16 protein-coding genes and 1 pseudogene are annotated in these 17292 nt (G+C 28.4%); 10 read left to right on the top strand and 7 right to left on the bottom strand.

All coding sequences use genetic code 11. The features are described 5' to 3' along the window. The first annotated feature begins 51 nt into the window (after positions 1-51). Positions 52-1020 carry a deoxyhypusine synthase family protein gene (locus ACTG3V_RS07685; protein ID WP_439131572.1) on the top strand — a complete coding sequence of 323 codons (969 nt, stop codon included), beginning with the start codon at positions 52-54 and terminating at the stop codon, positions 1018-1020. A 102-nt stretch (positions 1021-1122) separates the two neighbouring features. After that, positions 1123-1404, top strand: coding sequence for a hypothetical protein (locus tag ACTG3V_RS07680; RefSeq protein ID WP_439131571.1), 282 nt, complete (start codon positions 1123-1125; stop codon positions 1402-1404). Between the two features lie 137 nt (positions 1405-1541). On the opposite strand, the gene ACTG3V_RS07675 is transcribed toward ACTG3V_RS07680, so the two are convergent. Beyond that, a complete protein-coding gene (locus ACTG3V_RS07675) occupies positions 1542-3044 on the bottom strand; it encodes a carboxypeptidase-like regulatory domain-containing protein (protein WP_439131570.1) in 1503 nt (500 codons plus the stop codon). 156 nt (positions 3045-3200) lie between these two features. Here ACTG3V_RS07675 and ychF point away from each other — a divergent pair, with 156 nt between their 5' ends. Beyond that, the gene (gene ychF / locus ACTG3V_RS07670) at positions 3201-4292 is read left to right on the top strand and encodes a redox-regulated ATPase YchF (RefSeq protein WP_439131569.1); all 1092 of its coding nucleotides are present in this window, start codon (positions 3201-3203) and stop codon (positions 4290-4292) included. 70 nt (positions 4293-4362) lie between these two features. Here ychF and ACTG3V_RS07665 read toward each other — a convergent pair whose 3' ends face one another. Beyond that, positions 4363-5208 carry a glycoside hydrolase family 16 protein gene (locus tag ACTG3V_RS07665; protein ID WP_439131568.1) on the bottom strand — a complete coding sequence of 282 codons (846 nt, stop codon included), beginning with the start codon at positions 5206-5208 and terminating at the stop codon, positions 4363-4365. 326 nt (positions 5209-5534) lie between these two features. Here ACTG3V_RS07665 and ACTG3V_RS07660 point away from each other — a divergent pair, with 326 nt between their 5' ends. Further along, positions 5535-5699, top strand: coding sequence for a hypothetical protein (locus ACTG3V_RS07660; protein ID WP_439131567.1), 165 nt, complete (start codon positions 5535-5537; stop codon positions 5697-5699). Positions 5700-5819: 120 nt separating this feature from the next. On the opposite strand, the gene ACTG3V_RS07655 is transcribed toward ACTG3V_RS07660, so the two are convergent. Further along, positions 5820-6674, bottom strand: coding sequence for an alpha/beta fold hydrolase (locus ACTG3V_RS07655; protein ID WP_439131566.1), 855 nt, complete (start codon positions 6672-6674; stop codon positions 5820-5822). 10 nt (positions 6675-6684) lie between these two features. Further along, on the bottom strand, positions 6685-7575 hold the full coding sequence (locus ACTG3V_RS07650) for an alpha/beta hydrolase (protein WP_439131565.1): 891 nt from the start codon (positions 7573-7575) through the stop codon (positions 6685-6687). 107 nt (positions 7576-7682) lie between these two features. Between ACTG3V_RS07650 and priA the strand changes: the two genes are divergently transcribed. Continuing rightward, positions 7683-10106 carry a replication restart helicase PriA gene (priA, locus tag ACTG3V_RS07645; RefSeq protein ID WP_439131608.1) on the top strand — a complete coding sequence of 808 codons (2424 nt, stop codon included), beginning with the start codon at positions 7683-7685 and terminating at the stop codon, positions 10104-10106. A gap of 82 nt (positions 10107-10188) precedes the next feature. Here the strand turns inward: priA and ACTG3V_RS07640 are convergent, their stop codons facing one another. From ACTG3V_RS07640 to ACTG3V_RS07630, 3 genes are read right to left on the bottom strand one after another with little or no spacing between them, the layout of a single operon-like run. Further along, on the bottom strand, positions 10189-10671 hold the full coding sequence (locus ACTG3V_RS07640) for a putative phage abortive infection protein (RefSeq protein ID WP_439131564.1): 483 nt from the start codon (positions 10669-10671) through the stop codon (positions 10189-10191). Beyond that, positions 10664-11128 carry a hypothetical protein gene (locus ACTG3V_RS07635; protein ID WP_439131563.1) on the bottom strand — a complete coding sequence of 155 codons (465 nt, stop codon included), beginning with the start codon at positions 11126-11128 and terminating at the stop codon, positions 10664-10666. Before ACTG3V_RS07635 ends, ACTG3V_RS07640 begins: the two co-directional genes overlap by 8 nt. Positions 11129-11153: 25 nt before the next feature. Further along, positions 11154-12791, bottom strand: a complete 1638-nt coding sequence (locus ACTG3V_RS07630) for a hypothetical protein (RefSeq protein WP_439131562.1) — start codon at positions 12789-12791, stop codon at positions 11154-11156. A 287-nt stretch (positions 12792-13078) separates the two neighbouring features. Between ACTG3V_RS07630 and ACTG3V_RS07625 the strand changes: the two genes are divergently transcribed. The 5 genes and pseudogenes from ACTG3V_RS07625 to ACTG3V_RS07605 all read left to right on the top strand — a co-directional run. Further along, the gene (locus tag ACTG3V_RS07625; protein ID WP_439131561.1) at positions 13079-13639 is read left to right on the top strand and encodes an RNA polymerase sigma factor; all 561 of its coding nucleotides are present in this window, start codon (positions 13079-13081) and stop codon (positions 13637-13639) included. Beyond that, on the top strand, positions 13632-14441 hold the full coding sequence (locus tag ACTG3V_RS07620; protein WP_439131560.1) for a hypothetical protein: 810 nt from the start codon (positions 13632-13634) through the stop codon (positions 14439-14441). The genes ACTG3V_RS07625 and ACTG3V_RS07620 overlap by 8 nt, the downstream gene beginning before the upstream one ends. A gap of 118 nt (positions 14442-14559) precedes the next feature. Then, positions 14560-15678, top strand: coding sequence for a hypothetical protein (locus ACTG3V_RS07615; RefSeq protein WP_439131559.1), 1119 nt, complete (start codon positions 14560-14562; stop codon positions 15676-15678). Positions 15679-15881: 203 nt separating this feature from the next. Continuing rightward, positions 15882-16967, top strand: a complete 1086-nt coding sequence (gene ald / locus ACTG3V_RS07610) for an alanine dehydrogenase (RefSeq protein WP_439131558.1) — start codon at positions 15882-15884, stop codon at positions 16965-16967. 262 nt (positions 16968-17229) lie between these two features. Continuing rightward, positions 17230-17292, top strand: a pseudogene (locus ACTG3V_RS07605) (30S ribosomal protein S6); the annotation flags it as partial.

Raw genomic sequence — 17292 nt, 5'->3', positions numbered from 1 at the left:
TTCGCTTTTTTGCGGAATTGTATCGAGAACATGATATTAAAAACATAAAAAATGAAAAAACCGATTACAAATTTTATAGAAAAATACTTTTTACACTTTAATGCTGCTGCTTTAGTGGATGCTGCAAAGGGTTATGAAGAGCAATTAAATAAAGGTTCTAAAATGTTAGTATCTTTAGCTGGTGCTATGAGTACAGCAGAACTTGGTAAAATTTTTGCAGAAATGATTCGTAAAGACAAAGTGCAAATTATTTCTTGTACTGGTGCAAATTTAGAGGAGGATATTATGAATTTGGTAGCACATTCTCATTACAAACGTGTACCAAATTACAGAGATTTAACGCCACAAGATGAATGGAATTTATTAGAAAAAGGCTTAAATAGAGTTACAGATACTTGCATACCAGAAGAGGAAGCATTTAGAAGAATTCAAGAACATATTGTAAAAATATGGAAAGATGCTGAAGCAAAAGGCGAACGTTATTTACCACATGAATACATGTATAAATTATTACTTTCTGGGGTTTTGGAGCAGTATTATGAAATTGATTTAAAGAATTCTTGGATGTATGCAGCTGCAGAAAAAAACTTACCTATTGTTTGTCCTGGTTGGGAAGATTCTACCATGGGTAATATCTTTGCATCTTACGTGTTAAAAGGAGAATTAAAAGCTTCTACCATGAAATCAGGAATTGAATACATGACATTCTTGGCAGATTGGTATACTGAAAATTCAACAAACGGAATAGGATTCTTTCAAATAGGAGGTGGTATTGCAGGAGATTTTCCTATCTGTGTAGTACCAATGTTGTATCAAGATATGGAAAGAACAGATACTCCATTTTGGAGTTATTTCTGTCAGATTTCAGACTCAACCACAAGTTATGGTTCTTATTCTGGGGCAGTTCCTAACGAAAAAATTACCTGGGGTAAATTAGATATTGATACACCAAAATTTATCATAGAAAGTGATGCTACTATTGTAGCTCCATTAATTTTTGCTTATCTTTTAGAAATGTAAATTAGTTTTGTCATTCTTAATGTGGTTTCGAAATGAACCTCATTAGGTGATTGAGAAATCACAAATGGCTTAATAAATTATAAAATTATAAAATTATAAAAAATGAAAAGAGTAATTGTAGAGTATTCAAAACTAACCAAAGACATCTTAGATATGTTAATTGATAAATATCCTGATGGCTATGATTATGAGGATATTATCTCATTTAAAAATGCAAAAGGAGAAACCATAAAAGCAGTAGAAGTTAAAACTGAGGATACTAATTATTTAGTAAAAATAAGTACCAAGTTAGAAAATGCAATGGAAGAATATGCTGATGATGAAGAGTTTTTTGATGATAATGATGATTTTGATGTAAATATTGAAGACGAAGATGAAGATTAAAAATTATAATATAATTTTAAGTTAACATTTCTTATTCATAAAAAAACAGGATTAAATTTTAAAATTTAATCCTGTTTTTAATTAGATTATAGACAACTTTTATAAATTAGTTATGCAAATACAAACTTTTTTATAATTTATTCGTAGTGTTTTAAATAATCAATAATAAGTTCTCTATTTTTCCAGTTGGTTGTATTGTATTCATTTAAAGTTAGGTAGGGTATTTTTTTTGAAGTTTCTTTTTTGTTTTTTTGTTTTAACGCAAATTTTTCAATTGCAATTAAATCACTAACTAAAATTTCTTTGTTAGATAGAACATTTACTTCTATTTTAATATCAAATTTTACTTTTTGTTTTTCCTTAGAATTTTCTTTAAACTTAATAGGTCTATGGATGTAAGCATAATTGCCCAAAGTTTCTTTAAAATAAGATACATAGATACTGTCATTGCTATTTTTTTCATAAAAAATAGTAGCTGAATTTATATTTTCAGAAGCTTTAATACCTAACAGCCATTTTAAATTTAAGTTTAATCCTTTTTTACCTTCTGCAAACGAATAGGTAATTTTTTTAATTGTATAAGTATTGGGATCAACATAAATTTTACCACTAAATTTAGATTTTGATTTTCTTGGTTCAAAACTGATGCAATAAAATAATTTACTTCCTAAAATCTCATTTTTAGCTAAATAATGGTCGTAATATTTTCTGCTTAAAAAATTAGTTTTGCTTTCACTTTTAAAAAATGTAGCGTTTTTAAGAGCATCATTATAATAATATTTAGAATTATTTTTATCAAAAGAATTGTTTTTAGATAAAGAGTCTGTTTCCCTAACAATTTCTTTTAACGAAAGTGAATCTTCTAATCTAAATAAACCAGAGCTAATTTTGTAAGTTTTATTGGTGTCTAAGTGTTTTAAAACGATATTTTGTAACTTTTTTTGAGCTTTTTCGATAGTAATATCTTTATCGTTATTAAAAAAGGTGATACCTTCAATGGTATCAATTTCAGTAAAATTGAAATGTCTTTTCCATTTTTCTGAATATTTTTTTTGAGCTTTTAACACTCCGAAAAACTCAGAAGTAACCTTTGGATTACTTCCTCGAAGTTTATTAGCGTATTCAGTCAATTCTTTTTCAGCTAATTTTCTCGATTTTCTGTTTAGTAAGGTACTTTTTTCTAATTCTAAATCTAACTTTTCAAAATCTATTTCAGAGTATTCTCGAGCATAAAAATTACCTTGTAATGCACCAGATACAAAGTTTTTTTGCATGCTTTTTTTAGTTTTAATCAACAGAGAATCAAGGTTTATTTTAGTTAAATTTAGTTGAATTTCATCTAACTGATTAATGTCTTCGGCCAAAACCACTAAAAAGTTTTGTTTTTGTAAATCTTGTAAAGAAAATGTTTTTGAAACATAGCCTAAACAAGAAAATGTAATGTTTTTTACCTTATTAATTTGTAGGTTATATAAGCCATTTTTGTCAGATTCAGTACCCGTTTGCAAATTTGTTATCACAGCAGCTCTGTAAATTGGTTTAGAGTTAGTTTTACTGATAATTTTTCCTTTCGCAATTTGAGATTGTACAGCTAAACATCCGAAGAAAAATAGAGTGATACAAAGTAATTTTTTAGTCATAGTTGAGTTAATTTTTTCGAAAAGTAGACAATTTTTAGATTTTGAAATAAAACAACATTTAACTTTAACAAAGTATTATATTTGCATTCTGAAAAAATTATGAACAATTATCTTAATTTAAGTTAAGAAGATTCATCAGCCACAATAATACATCATATGAAAGCCGGAATTGTAGGATTACCAAACGTAGGAAAATCAACATTATTCAATTGTTTGTCTAATGCAAAAGCGCAAAGTGCAAACTTTCCTTTTTGTACAATAGAGCCTAATTTAGGCGTAGTAAATGTGCCAGATTCACGTTTAGAAAAGTTAGAAGAATTGGTAAACCCAGAAAGAGTATTGCCTGCAACTGTAGAGATTGTAGACATTGCTGGTTTGGTAAAAGGAGCGAGTAAAGGCGAAGGTTTAGGAAATCAGTTTTTGGCAAATATTCGCGAAACTGATGCCATTTTACACGTATTGCGTTGTTTTGATAATGAAAATATTATTCATGTTGATAATTCTATTGATCCTGTAAGAGACAAAGAAACTATTGATATTGAATTGCAGTTAAAAGATTTAGAAACTGTTCAAAAAAGATTAGAACGCGTTAAAAGAACAGCAAAAACGGGTAATAAAGAGGCACAAGCAGAATTAGCGGTTTTATTAAAAGTAGAAGAAACTTTATTAAAAGGAGTATCTGTAAGAGCTTTAGATTTTACAGAAAAAGAAATAGAATTTGTACAATCTTTACAATTTATTACTTCTAAACCAGTGTTATACGTTTGTAATGTTGATGAAAATGCAGCAGTTTCTGGTAACGCTTACGTAGATAAGGTAAAAGAAGCTGTAAAAGATGAAGATGCAGAAGTAATCGTTTTGGCAGTGGGTACAGAAGCCGATATTACTGAATTAGAAGATTATGAAGAACGCCAAATGTTCTTAGAAGATATTGGTTTAGAAGAAGCAGGTGTATCTCGTTTAATACGTTCTGCATATAAATTATTAAACTTACAAACGTATTTTACGGCTGGTGTTAAAGAAGTAAGAGCATGGACAATTCCTATTGGTTCTACTGCTCCACAAGCTGCAGGTGTAATTCATACCGATTTTGAAAAAGGTTTTATTAGAGCAGAAACCATTTCTTATGAAGATTATATAACTTATGGATCAGAATCTAAAGTAAAAGAAGCTGGTAAAATGAGAGTAGAAGGTAAGGAGTATATCGTAAAAGATGGTGATGTTATGCATTTTAGATTTAATGTATAACCTCAGTATATTTATATATAATTTAAAAAATGCCTCAATATTTTTATTGAGGCATTTTTGGTTTTTAGTGTTATTTTTTCTGATAAACTTTAATATAATCTACAATCATTTTTTGAGGTAAAGGAGTAGATTCATCTGGGTAACCAGCAATTTCTCCACCTACAGCAATATTTAACAATAGAAAAAAATCTTTATGAAATGCATAATATTTTTTGTCAGTAATATCTAGCGTATGGTAACTTGTTCCATCAACGCTCCAAATCATTTTTTCATTCGTCCACTCAAATTCAAATTCGTGAAAATCTTTAGAAAAATCTCCTTTAGGTAAGTGGTAACCTTCAGCACCCATTTGTGTGTGTTTACCAGATGCATTTGCATAATGTACATTTGCTTCAACAACACTTGCGCTATTTGTTCCCCAAAGTTCTAAAATATCTATTTCACCAGAAGTTGGCCAAGGTGTATCACCACCATTTTCATCAATATTAGAGCCTAACATCCAAAATGCTGGCCAAATAGCTTTACCACTTGGTAATTTTATTTTGGCAATAATTTTACCATAAGTAAAATCAAATTTACCAGCTGTATTTAATCTTGCAGAAGTGTATTGATTTATTTTATGAACATTACTTGTATGAATTGCTTCAAGAACAAGTTGTTCGTTTTCTATGTACGAATTTTTTTCGCTATCCGTATATCTTTGCCATTCTTTGTTAAACCTTCCTGCTGGTTCTACTTGACGGTTCCATTTAGTGGTGTCTAATTTTTTACTCTTAAAATTATCTTCCCAAACTAGTTCATAGTTTTTAGCTGTACTTTTATTTCTAGTATCCATGTTTTTTCTTTGGGTACAAGAATACAGTAATCCTAAAAAAGGAACAATTAGAACCCAGGTTTTATAAATATTTTTAATCATTTTTATTTGAAGTATTATATTTAAACAATAATATTACGATTTTAATAAATAACTTCTACATAAAGTATGAATTTGTTGGATATCATTTAAAAATTAATAATAATTGTATTGTTACATAAAATAACACATGGAAGTTTGTGTTAAAAAAAGTTTATGAAGCTTGATTTATAGGTAATTAACACGTTAAAAGCTTGTTGTTTATTTATGAATAATTTACTTAATCTAAAGTAAAAAACAGTTGAACGAACTTTATATACCTTTTGTATAATAAAAAATAATGGAATAAAATTAATGATTAGCTTTGAGTAATAACAAAACAAATTATTATGATATTAGAACTTATAAATTCAATTTCTTTAGATACTTTGGCAAATTATTTTATAGATTATACTTTGTTTACAGTGGCGTTTTTTTCTTTTTTTACACTAGTACATAATTTATGGTTAGCTAAAAAAGAAAATAAACTTAAAAAAAAATGGCTAACCTATTAAGTTAACCTAAACCTCTTATTTCTTTTGAGTTAATTGTAAAAAAATAAAAATTATCATTATCAAATAGTTGAATAATTTTTAATGTTTAAAATAGCCATTATTAATTTTGCTAGCAATCATTTATGCATTTACAATTAGTTTAAGAAATTCTTTGGGCTGTTCTAACATAGGGTAATGTCCACAATTGTCAATAAGAAACAATTCGCCATTTATAAATTCTTCAGCAAAAGTAATAGCATCACTTTCTATAAAAATAGGGTCATTTTTTCCAGAAATTACTTTTGTAGGTATTTTGTTTTGCTTCATATATTTAAACCACCTATTCCATAAAAGCTTACTTTCTGTATTGTAATCATATAAAAAATCAATAATTTTATCACCATTATTATGATGCAATAATCCCCATTTTGATTTAATTTCATCATCAGAAATTTTTGTTTTATCAAAATAAAACTCTTTGATTTTTTTGTTATATAATGAAAATGAGCAAGACATTAAACGTGTTATTTTAGAAAACTCTTCTAAAGGCTGCACGTTATTTTTGGTAAGATCTTTATAATTAAAAGATATTGTACCATTTAAAAAAAATAATTTTTGAATTTCTATTTTAGAGAGTTCAGTTTTTATTCTGGTTAAAATTTCGAAACTTATAAGACTTCCATAGTTGTGGGAAATCAGCATAACCTTTTTTAGATCTAAAACTCTCCATAATTCTAAAGTAACATCAGTTTGTTCTTGAATATTAAAGTAATACCCTAAAGGTTTTTCTGAGAAACCAAAACCAATAAAATCTTGAATTATTACTCTATAATTTTCGGTTAATTTGGGTAGAATTTTATGGTAATCTATAGATGATGTACCATAGCCATGTAAAATTACAATAGTATTATCGCTTTTACCTTTATCAATTACAAAAACATCTCTGCCTAAAACAGAAACTATTTGTCCCTTTTTAGCCCATTCTTTAAGATCCATAAATACAATTTTAAAAAACAGGTTTAGACCTGTTTTGATGTTCAAATACCAATTTTATCCAACTATTTGGAGTTTCTTTAATAGAATAATGTTTTACATTTTCAATCCAAACTAAATGTTTGCTAACCTCTTCTGTAGCTAGAACAATGGCAATTTCTTTTACAGCAACTGGGTCTGTTTTTTCCCAAAAGATTCTTACTGGTACAGAGGCTTCTTTTAAAGCATTTGTCCACCTATGCCAATACGTATAACGTTCATTAATAAAATTACTTATAAAATGTACCTCTTTTACACCTTGAGTAGAATTCATTTCATGCCACATTTGCTGCACGTCATAATCTTCTTGAAGGTCATAATCAATATCATTTGTATTTAACGTTCTTTTAATTTTACGATACCCGAAATTAGTTAACCTATAAATATAGCGTCCTAAATTTTTGTTTTTTAGCAGTTTAAAGATGTTTTTTAGATGTAAATAATCCAAACGCATACTGCTACTACAGAGGTATATTTTATTAATACGTAAAGGAATTAAATTATGATTTTTTCGAGATAAGATTTCTTGCGCAACAGAAGTACCATAATCATGAGCTAATATAGATACACTTTTTAAGCCTAACTTAGCCCAAAGGCGTAAAGCAATATCAGCTTGGTCCATTAAAGAGTAGGTTAAGGAATCTGGTTTATCAGAAAAGCCAAAGCCTAAATGATCGTGAATTACAATTCTAAAATAGTGAGAAAGTTCAGGGATAATTTTATAATAGTCATATGAGGTTGTGGGATATCCGTGGAGAATAACTAACGTACCAGCATGATTTTTAGGGTTGATATCTATAACAAAAACTTTTTTATCGCCTACAGTAACAAACTCACCTAAGTTTTTCCAATTTTCAGCAGTCATATTTTTGGGGGATTAAGTGCTAAATTATTAGCATAAAGATAGTATTTTTTATTTAGCTTTGACATTTATAATGTTAAACATTTAAGAATATTTACTACATAGACGTCATATTACCAATCCCAATTCAGAAAACTTTTACGTATAGTATTACTGATGAGGAAGCTAGCTATTTGCAAAAGGGAATGCGAGTTGCAGTGTCTTTTGGAAAAACAAAATTGTTTACAGGTTTGGTTTTTGAAATTCACCAAAATGCACCCACTTTATATGAAGCAAAAGAAATTCATCAAATTTTAGATGAAACACCTTTGGTTAATGAAATTCAATTGCAACATTGGCAATGGCTTGCAAAGTATTATATGTGTGCTTTGGGTGATGTATATAGAGCTGCTTTACCTTCTGCTTTTTTATTAGAAAGTGAAACCATTATTTATAAGAATGAAGCTTTTCAAAATGAAGAAATTTTAGAAGATGACGAGTTTTTAATTTTTGAGGCTTTACAACATCAATCGCAATTAACCATTCATCAAGTGGTTGATATTTTAGGGAAGAAGAAAGTAATGCCTATTGTAAATAGTTTGATACAAAAATCGGCGATTTATATTAAAGAACAAATTTACGAACAGTACAAACCAAAGTTGGTGAAATATGTGCGTTTGCATGCTAATTATGGTTCAGATGATACATTAAACACCCTTCTAGACCAATTATCAAGAGCAAAAAAACAACGAGAAGCTGTCTTAACATTTTTTCAATTAGCAACTACTAAAAAACCAATAAAAGTTAAAGATTTAGAAACAAAAGCAAAGGTTTCATCATCAATTTTAAAATCTTTAGTAGATAAAAATATTTTTGAGTTTTATGAAATTCAAACCGATAGAATAAATTTTAAAGGAGATACAAATTCTTTAAAAACCTTAAACGAATTTCAAGAAAAAGCCTTAGCAGACATCAAAACAACCTTTCAACAAAAAGATGTTACCCTTTTACATGGAATTACTAGTTCAGGAAAAACAGAAGTATATACCAAACTAATTCAAGAGGTTTTAAATTCAGGAAAACAAGTACTGTTTTTGTTGCCAGAAATTGCATTAACCACTCAAATTATAACACGTTTACAGTTTTATTTTGGTGATCAAATTTCTGTTTTTCATTCTAAATATTCTATGAATGAAAGAGTAGAAGTTTGGAATAATGTTTTAGAACAGAAAACCAAAGCACAGATTATTTTAGGGGCAAGATCTTCAATTTTTTTACCATTTTATAATTTAGGTTTAATTGTTGTTGATGAAGAACACGAAACTTCTTACAAACAATTTGAACCTTCACCAAGATACAATGCAAGAGATGCTGCCATTGTTTTGGCAAAAATGCATCAAGCAAAAATTGTACTGGGTTCTGCAACACCATCATTAGAGAGCTATTTTAATGCCCAACAAAACAAATATGGTTTTGTGGAGTTGAATAGAAGATTTGGAAATGTACAGTTGCCAAAAATTGAGCTGATTGATGTAAAAGAAAAACATCGAAAAAAAGAAATGAAAGGGCATTTTTCAGATAGAATGCTTCAATTAATTACAGAGGCTTTAGAGGAAAAAGAACAAGTTATTTTATTTCAAAATAGACGTGGATATTCGCCAATAGTAGAATGTAAAACTTGTGGAGTAGCGCCTCAATGTCCAAATTGTGATGTTTCGTTAACCTTTCATAAATTCAAGCACGAATTGCGTTGCCATTATTGCAATTATCAAAGGGCAATGCCAAATTCTTGTAGTGCTTGTGGCAGCAATACTTTAGATACCAAAGGTTTTGGAACAGAGCAAATAGAGATAGAACTTAAAGAGTTGTTTCCTGATTATAAAATTGGTAGAATGGATTTAGATACGACTCGTGGTAAATTTGGTTATCAAAAAATCATTGGTGCTTTTGAAGCGCGTGAAATTGATGTTTTAGTAGGTACACAAATGTTATCTAAAGGATTAGATTTCGACAATGTTTCTTTAGTGGGGATTTTGAATGCAGATACCATGCTTAACTATCCAGATTTTAGAGCACATGAAAGGGCTTATCAAATGATGGTTCAAGTTTCGGGTAGGGCAGGTAGAAGCAAAAAACAAGGTAATGTTGCCATTCAAACCTACAATCCATATCATCAAATATTACAACAAGTTTCTGTTACAGATTACACAGCCATGTATAAAGAGCAATTGCAAGAACGTTGGCAATACAAATATCCTCCTTATTATAGGTTGATAAAAATTACACTAAAACATAGAGATTACAATAAAGTAGATCTCGGAATTAACTGGTTGTTTAAAGCTTTATACAATTCTTTTGGCGAAAATGTTTTAGGACCAACAGCTCCAGCTATAGCAAGAATTAGAAATCAATACATTAAGAATTTAGTGATTAAAATTCCACCAAAACAATCGTTAGCCAATACAAAAAATCATTTGCAAAAAGTAAAGAACACGTTTGAAGCTGTTAAAGGTTTTAGACCTATTCGTTTTATTATTGATGTGGATGCTTATTAGTGAAATTCAATTTTTAGAAGTCTAGAAGGTGCATTTAAAATATACTTTTATTTTTAAACTTATTCTCTCTGTAAGTCTTGACTTAAATATAATTATAAGCAGAGCTATTGTATTCCTTTTTATGTTCTAAATTAATTAATAAATCATCATCAATATTTTTAAGTACAGAATATTTTTCCAACAGTGGTTTGAATTTTTTATTTCCATTTTTATGCAAGCAATTGTAGAATATAAGAATTTGCTCATAGCTAGATAATTGTGCTCTTGTAATAGAAATATATTGTTTTTTATTTTTAATATTTGATTTATCAACAAACTTAATTATATGGTAAAGAGTTCTAAAATAATGACTTAAATCTGATTTTCTTGAAATATAAAATAAATTATAATTTCTTAAAGATTCTTCAATTTCAGAAACTTTAATATGGCTCCATTCTTTATATTCAACGTTGTTATTAAATATTTTAGATTTAAATTCATCATAAAATCTACTAAAGCAATCTCTTCCTGTTACTAAACGATTATGATTATGAGCAATATCTAAAGAATTTACTGAGTCACTCAATAAATTCAACATTTGAAAAAAGGTGTTTTTCAAACTTTTGGATCTTTAGAGTTTCATTTTGTAATTTCATTTCAGCTTTCTGTCCTGCTAATTCCAATCTTGTATACTTCACTTCTAACTGACTATACATTATTTCAAGTTGCTGATTTAGTAATTGTTGTTTTTGCCCCAGAAATGCAACGTAAATGAAAAACAATCCTGCTAAAGACCAAATCGAAGCAACTGAGCCAGATAAAAAATCACCTAATAAATTGAGTTCAAATTTTTCAACATCGGTCATTTTTATAAAATAATATGATGAAATCATTATTATGATAACTCCTAAAATCACAAAAAACCAAGCCCAATTGCTATAGTTTTTAATTTTAGAATCTAGTTTAGATAATTTAATTTCTATTAAATGTTGTCTTTCTTCAATTCTATTTTTAGAATCCTCAATTTCTTTTTCAATATTCATTTTTTTTAAAAATTAATTAAATTAATTACCTCAAAAACCTACGATTCAGCTTTAGCAACTGTACTTTTTTATCCTTTAGGCCAAAATCAAAAATATCGATTTTTTTTGTTTGATTTTGTCTTCCCCAATTGTAGTAAGTAGTAATTTTAAAAGAAGTGGGTTTGTATTGTTTGTTGCCTAAATAGGTAAGATTCACTAAATAATTTCCATAGTTTAAATGGTCAATAAAAATTTCTTTAGAAGTATACCCTTTTTGCTTTTGATCTTCAATTAAACCTATATTCTGAATTAATGAATTTTCAAGTTCAAAAACTTCTAAGTTCGGATTTACAATTTCAATAATAAATTCGGCTTCTGTTGTGTTCCATTCAAAAACCACTCTAACATCACTTTCTACATTTTTAGTGGGATCTTTTACTTTAATTTTTTGCAATTTGGTTCTTTCAATAGTATCTAAGTTATAAGTTGCAATAATTTCAGAAGTAATGATTTCACCAATGTCACTTTCATCAATTTTAAAGCCATTTTTAAAATAAACCTTGTAAGTCAACCAAACATCTCTGTACTGTTTCAATTCTAAAAATATATTCGCCAAATCTCTATACGATTGCAAGTGATTTGGTCTTAATTTTATTATTTTTTTGTAAATATCTAAAGCTTTTTCTAGCTCATTAATTTCTTCATATTTGTAAGCCAATGCTTTTAAATCTTCAGGATTTTTAGAAAAATTTCTCTCATAATCAGCTAAAATTTGCAATAAAAATGATGTGCTATTTTTTTCTTTTTTAAAATAATTAAACAAAGCAAAATGAAAGTTTGTAGTGTTTTTATCAATAGCTTTTGTTTTAGAGAACAAATCAATAGCTTCATCAATTTTTAATTTTTTGTACTTTTCTAAAAATGGATATTTGATTTCAGTTTTTTTGTAAGCAATAGCATCGTTGTTGTAAAAATCATCTTCTGTAAAGTAATAATTATCAAAGTTTATCCCTTTAATTTTTGTATAATCTATGTTTGTATATACCTTAATTTCAGGATTTTTGTAAAGGTGATTCACAATAAAAACGGTTTTAACTTCATGTATAAAAACATCAAAAGGGATATCAAAAGAAACATCATCTATAGTCCATATTACAGGGCCATTCATTTCTTTACCTCTTATATACGATATTTCTTCACCATAACCATTATAACGTATTAATAAATAAGGTGCTTTTTCTTGAATGGCTTTGGTTAGAGAAATACTGTTTTTGTTTAAAGTACTACCATCAATTTTAATAGCTAAAGGAAGCTTTATATGTTCTCCAATATTGGTTTCACCAAGTTTTTTTACCTTATTATACTGGCTGTCTGCAATAGTATTTTTAAGGTTCATCTCTATATTTAAAATAGTAGTAACATCTTCAACCAATATTTCTACCGTGTTTAAATCTACATAACTAAAACTTAAAAAATCACCAACTTTTGCCTTAATACTATAAAAACCTTTTTCATTAGAAACCGAATAATTTGTTGTTTTTTCCACAAATATGGTTGCATTTTCAAGAGGTTTATTATTGTATTTTATAAAACCAGAAATGGTTTTCATTGAGCTGTTTTCTGCGGTTTGTGCAAAAAAGCAAATAGGAATTAGTATTAAAAATAAAAATAGTTTGTGGGTCATATATTCTTTTTAATCAACATACATCAAAATTTATACCTATGATATAAAAATAAAGATACTAAAGAAAATACAGTAAAAAAAAGGTTGTCGATTTACTTTTAACAGTTTGCTCAATTCTTATCAAGGTTTATAGCTTTCGTATAATTTTCACCATGATTTAAATATTTATTTGGTTGATTTTCTTTTTTTTAGCAAAAAATATCAAAAAAAAATAATTTGTAAAGCAACCTTTTTAAAACTTTGGTAGTCTATATATTTGTAAGGCAGTTAAAACAGAACCAAGAGGCTTGAAAATTATAAAATTGCATAACCAAGAAAAATCGCTTATTAAAAAAGCGATAAATAACAATAGAGAAGCGCAACAACAATTGTTTGAGCAGCATTCGCCTAAAATGTTAGGGGTTTGCAGGCAGTATGTAAAAGATTTGCATCATGCAGAAGATTTGTTATTACAAGGCTTTTTTAAGGTTTTTAAAAACTTACACAAGTTCAAACACGAAGGTAGTTTCGAAGGTTGGATTCGTAGAATTATGGTGAACACGTGCATCTCCTACCTCCGCAAAAAAAATGTATTGAATTTATCTGATGAAGATTTTGTATTTAATGATGCAGCTACAGAAAGTTTAGAAAATACGGCTGTAGAAGATATTCAGAAATTGATAGATCAATTGCCAGAAGGTTACAAAATGGTGTTTAATTTATATGCCATAGAAGGATTTAAACATTCAGAAATTGCAGAGAAATTAAATATTTCTGAAAGTACATCAAAATCGCAATTATTTAAGGCACGTAAATTATTGCAGAAAAATTATTTAAAAATGAATAAAGCAGTTCATGAAGATGAATAAAATTGATAAAAATATTAAAGAAAAGTTAGAAAATAGAACTTTTGAGCCATCTGCTTCAGCTTGGGAACGCTTGTCTGTTCAATTAGACGAACAACCAAGGCAAAAGAAATTTGGCTGGTTTTTTTATATAGGTGCAGCAGCAAGTATTTTGTTATTGGTTACCATAGGGCTACAGGTTTTTTCTAAAGATTCAAAAGATGTTTTCATTAAAGATGAAATCGTTGTTTCACCTGATCAGAAAAAAATAATCAATCAAAAAATTGATAAATTAATCAATGAAGTTCCAATTCCTGAAGCAGTTGTCATTAAGGAGGCATTACAAATACAAAAAGAAATTGTTCATTCTCCTGTAATTGCAAAAGATTATAACAAAATAGTTAGTAAAAATAGCCATAAAAAAATGGGTATTGTAAAAGCGGGTATAGCTGCTAAAAGTGATGAACAAGAAACCTTGATTAAGCTTAAAATTGAAGAAAATAAAAGTAAATATGCATCACAAAAACCGCTAAAACAAGACCCTAATAGTACTATAAAAATTAATGCCAATGATTTGTTATATGCTGTAACCCATTCATCTAAAGAAGTAAAAGCATACTATGCCAAATACGAAATAAATAGAGAAGATGTACTGAAAACGATTAAAGGTGAGCTCAAAAAATCGAATTTAAAAGTAAATCCGAATACTATTTTAGCAGAAGTAGAACGTAGTATTGATGATGATTATTTTGAAAATAGTTTTATGAAATCACTTCAAAGAAGAGTTTCCGATATTGCAGTGGCTATAGCTAGCAGAAATGATTAATGCTTCAATGTAATTGTGAGTTTACGAAATAATTAAAATCTAAAATAAATAGATGTATTCATTCGGAATACAAACTTTATAACACAACAAAAAAACAATAACTTTAAAATCAATACAAATGAAAAGAATACTACTAGTACTAGTGTTGTTATGTACAACCATTGCCCAATCTCAAGAAAAAACATTCGAGAATGAAGTAAGTAAGATATCAAAAAGGATAGAAAAAATTACCAAGCAACAAAAGGACTCTTTAAAAGCAAAAGTAATTGCAATAGATAATCAATTAGAAAAAGGAGAAATTACTGAGGTAACATCAAAAACATTAAAAAAAGAAGTTGCAGCGTATCATGCTAGACAAATTGAAAAATTAGTTGGTGAGCAGGAACGTTTGTTACAGCTTTTGGTACAAGATAAAACCAATGGTAAGATTGCGAGTACTGAAGAAAGTTCTAAAAATCAAAATGATGATTACGAAGAAGAAAACACCTTTTCCATTGGCAATAAAACATTTAAATTTAAGGTTTCTGAGGATGATGATTATGAAAACGATGAACGTAAAAAAAGACGTTGGGAACGTAAAAACAAATACCAAAGAAGCACAACAACGCAATTTATATTTGCAATGGGTGTAAACAATGTTTTGAATGATAATAAGTTGGCTTCGCTAAACGATTCTGAATATCAATTTTGGAGATCTCGTTTTTACGAATTAGGGTTTTCGTGGAAAACACGTTTATCACATAAACCATCGCAATTGTATGTTAAATACGGTGTGTCTTTTCTATGGAATAACTTGCGATTAGAAGATAATAGAATTCATGTTAAAAATGGAGATGTAACAGAAATTCAAGATTTTTCAAATCAACTATCCCATAGCAGATTACGTCATGTGCAAATGAATTTTCCAGTTCATTTAGAGTGGGATTTATCTAAAAATAAAAAATACAGCAGTGGACAATTAAGAGACAGAACCAATAGGTCTTTACGAATTGGTCTTGGTGGATTTGTAGGTTTCAAATTAGGTACAAGACAATATTTAGAGTACAGTGATGCTAATAATGTTGAAATTGAAGAGATACAATTTGATAATTTTAACATGAATATTTTCAATTATGGTGTTAGTACTTACATAGGTTATAAAAGTACCAGTTTTTATGTAAAATATGATTTAAATCCGTTGTTTCAAGATACTGAAACTAGAAATATTTCAATGGGAATACGTTTCGATTTAGATTAAAACAGATAAAAATAGATTTTTTTTGGTTACATATTTTCTTAATTTTATAGATATTATTTAAAAAATGTAAGTATAAATTAGTAATTCATAATTACTAGATTGAAAAAATACAACAATCGTAAAAATAACACTTCAAAACCTTTTTGTTAAATATTTAACAAAAAGGTTTTACTTTTAAACCGTGTAATAGTAATAAAAATAACATGGTCATTGGTATCCCTAAAGAGATAAAAAACAACGAAAGTAGAGTAGGTATGACACCTGCTGGAGTCTTTGCATTAACCAAACATAAACATACAGTTTATGTGCAAACTACTGCTGGAGATGGAAGTGGTTTTTTTGATAAAGATTATCAAGCTGTTGGTGCTATTATATTACCATCTATTGAAGATGTATATGCAAAAAGTGATATGATTGTTAAGGTAAAAGAACCGATTGAAGTGGAATATTCATTAATACAAGAAAATCAAATTGTGTTTACCTATTTTCACTTTGCATCTAGTGAACCGTTAACAAATGCAATGATTGCAAGTAAGGCCATTTGTATTGCTTATGAAACTGTTGAAGATGAAGAAGGTACCTTACCATTATTAACTCCAATGTCTGAAGTTGCTGGCAGAATGTCCATACAACAAGGGGCAAAATATTTAGAGAAACCAATTAAAGGCCGCGGAATATTACTAGGTGGTGTCCCAGGAGTGCAACCAGGTAAGGTTTTGGTGTTAGGAGCAGGTGTTGTAGGTGTACAAGCTGCAAAAATGGCTGCAGGTTTGGGAGCTCACGTTACCATTTTAGACATTAATATGAAACGATTACGCTATGTAAATGATGTATTACCCAATCATGTAGTTACTGGTTTTTCTAGTGAATATAGTATTCGCGAATACATAAAAACACATGATTTAATTATTGGTGGTGTTTTGGTTAAAGGAGGAAAAGCTCCAAAACTAATTACCAAAGATATGTTAAAAGATATGCGACCAGGAACTGTTATTGTTGATGTTGCTGTAGATCAAGGTGGTTGTTTCGAGACCACTAAAGCAACTACTCACGAGTATCCAACGTATATAATAGACGATGTTGTACATTATTGTGTAGCGAATATGCCAGGTGCTGTACCTTACACATCCACAATGGCATTAACCAATGTTACATTAAATTATATTTTAAAATTAGCCAATTTAGGTTGGGAAAAAGCTTGTGAAGTTGATAAATCCTTATCTAAAGGATTAAATATTGTAAAAGGAGAGATTGTTTATAAAGAACTAGAAGGCGTTTTTGATGAATAATATTGATTTTTTGGACAAATAAAACCTAAGTAAACAAAGACCAATATAACATTTTGATATATAGTATTTTATACATATCTAATTGTTGTGTGTTTTTTTTAAACAGTCTCTTTTTCTCTTCCTAATATTTAAGCTTATAACTTTATGCTCTCTTCAAAAAAAGATAAGTTTCAATAACACTTTTTAAAATATTAAAAAGATGTTTTTATATGCAAAAAAGTTACTATATTTGCACGCTTAAATAAACAATAAATTATTAATTATGAATCATTACGAAACTGTTTTCATTTTGAATCCCGTTTTATCTGATACTCAGATAAAGGAA

It is taken from the genome of Polaribacter sp. (assembly GCF_965660385.1).
Lineage (GTDB): Bacteria > Bacteroidota > Bacteroidia > Flavobacteriales > Flavobacteriaceae > Polaribacter.
Note: the sequence above shows the minus strand (reverse complement) of the source record. Positions and strands in the feature narration are given on the sequence as shown.

What these genes read in the sequence shown, in the direction of transcription:
- ald (WP_439131558.1), top strand. Translation starts at nt 15,882, where the DNA reads ATGGTCATTGGTATCCCTAAAGAGATAAAAAACAACGAAAGTAGAGTA.
- ACTG3V_RS07685 (WP_439131572.1), top strand. Translation starts at nt 52, where the DNA reads ATGAAAAAACCGATTACAAATTTTATAGAAAAATACTTTTTACACTTT.
- ACTG3V_RS07665 (WP_439131568.1), bottom strand. Translation starts at nt 5,208, where the DNA reads ATGATTAAAAATATTTATAAAACCTGGGTTCTAATTGTTCCTTTTTTA.
- ACTG3V_RS07660 (WP_439131567.1), top strand. Translation starts at nt 5,535, where the DNA reads ATGATATTAGAACTTATAAATTCAATTTCTTTAGATACTTTGGCAAAT.
- ACTG3V_RS07680 (WP_439131571.1), top strand. Translation starts at nt 1,123, where the DNA reads ATGAAAAGAGTAATTGTAGAGTATTCAAAACTAACCAAAGACATCTTA.
- ACTG3V_RS07615 (WP_439131559.1), top strand. Translation starts at nt 14,560, where the DNA reads ATGAAAAGAATACTACTAGTACTAGTGTTGTTATGTACAACCATTGCC.
- ACTG3V_RS07655 (WP_439131566.1), bottom strand. Translation starts at nt 6,674, where the DNA reads ATGGATCTTAAAGAATGGGCTAAAAAGGGACAAATAGTTTCTGTTTTA.
- ACTG3V_RS07675 (WP_439131570.1), bottom strand. Translation starts at nt 3,044, where the DNA reads ATGACTAAAAAATTACTTTGTATCACTCTATTTTTCTTCGGATGTTTA.
- ACTG3V_RS07620 (WP_439131560.1), top strand. Translation starts at nt 13,632, where the DNA reads ATGAATAAAATTGATAAAAATATTAAAGAAAAGTTAGAAAATAGAACT.
- ACTG3V_RS07650 (WP_439131565.1), bottom strand. Translation starts at nt 7,575, where the DNA reads ATGACTGCTGAAAATTGGAAAAACTTAGGTGAGTTTGTTACTGTAGGC.
- ychF (WP_439131569.1), top strand. Translation starts at nt 3,201, where the DNA reads ATGAAAGCCGGAATTGTAGGATTACCAAACGTAGGAAAATCAACATTA.
- ACTG3V_RS07630 (WP_439131562.1), bottom strand. Translation starts at nt 12,791, where the DNA reads ATGACCCACAAACTATTTTTATTTTTAATACTAATTCCTATTTGCTTT.
- ACTG3V_RS07635 (WP_439131563.1), bottom strand. Translation starts at nt 11,128, where the DNA reads ATGAATATTGAAAAAGAAATTGAGGATTCTAAAAATAGAATTGAAGAA.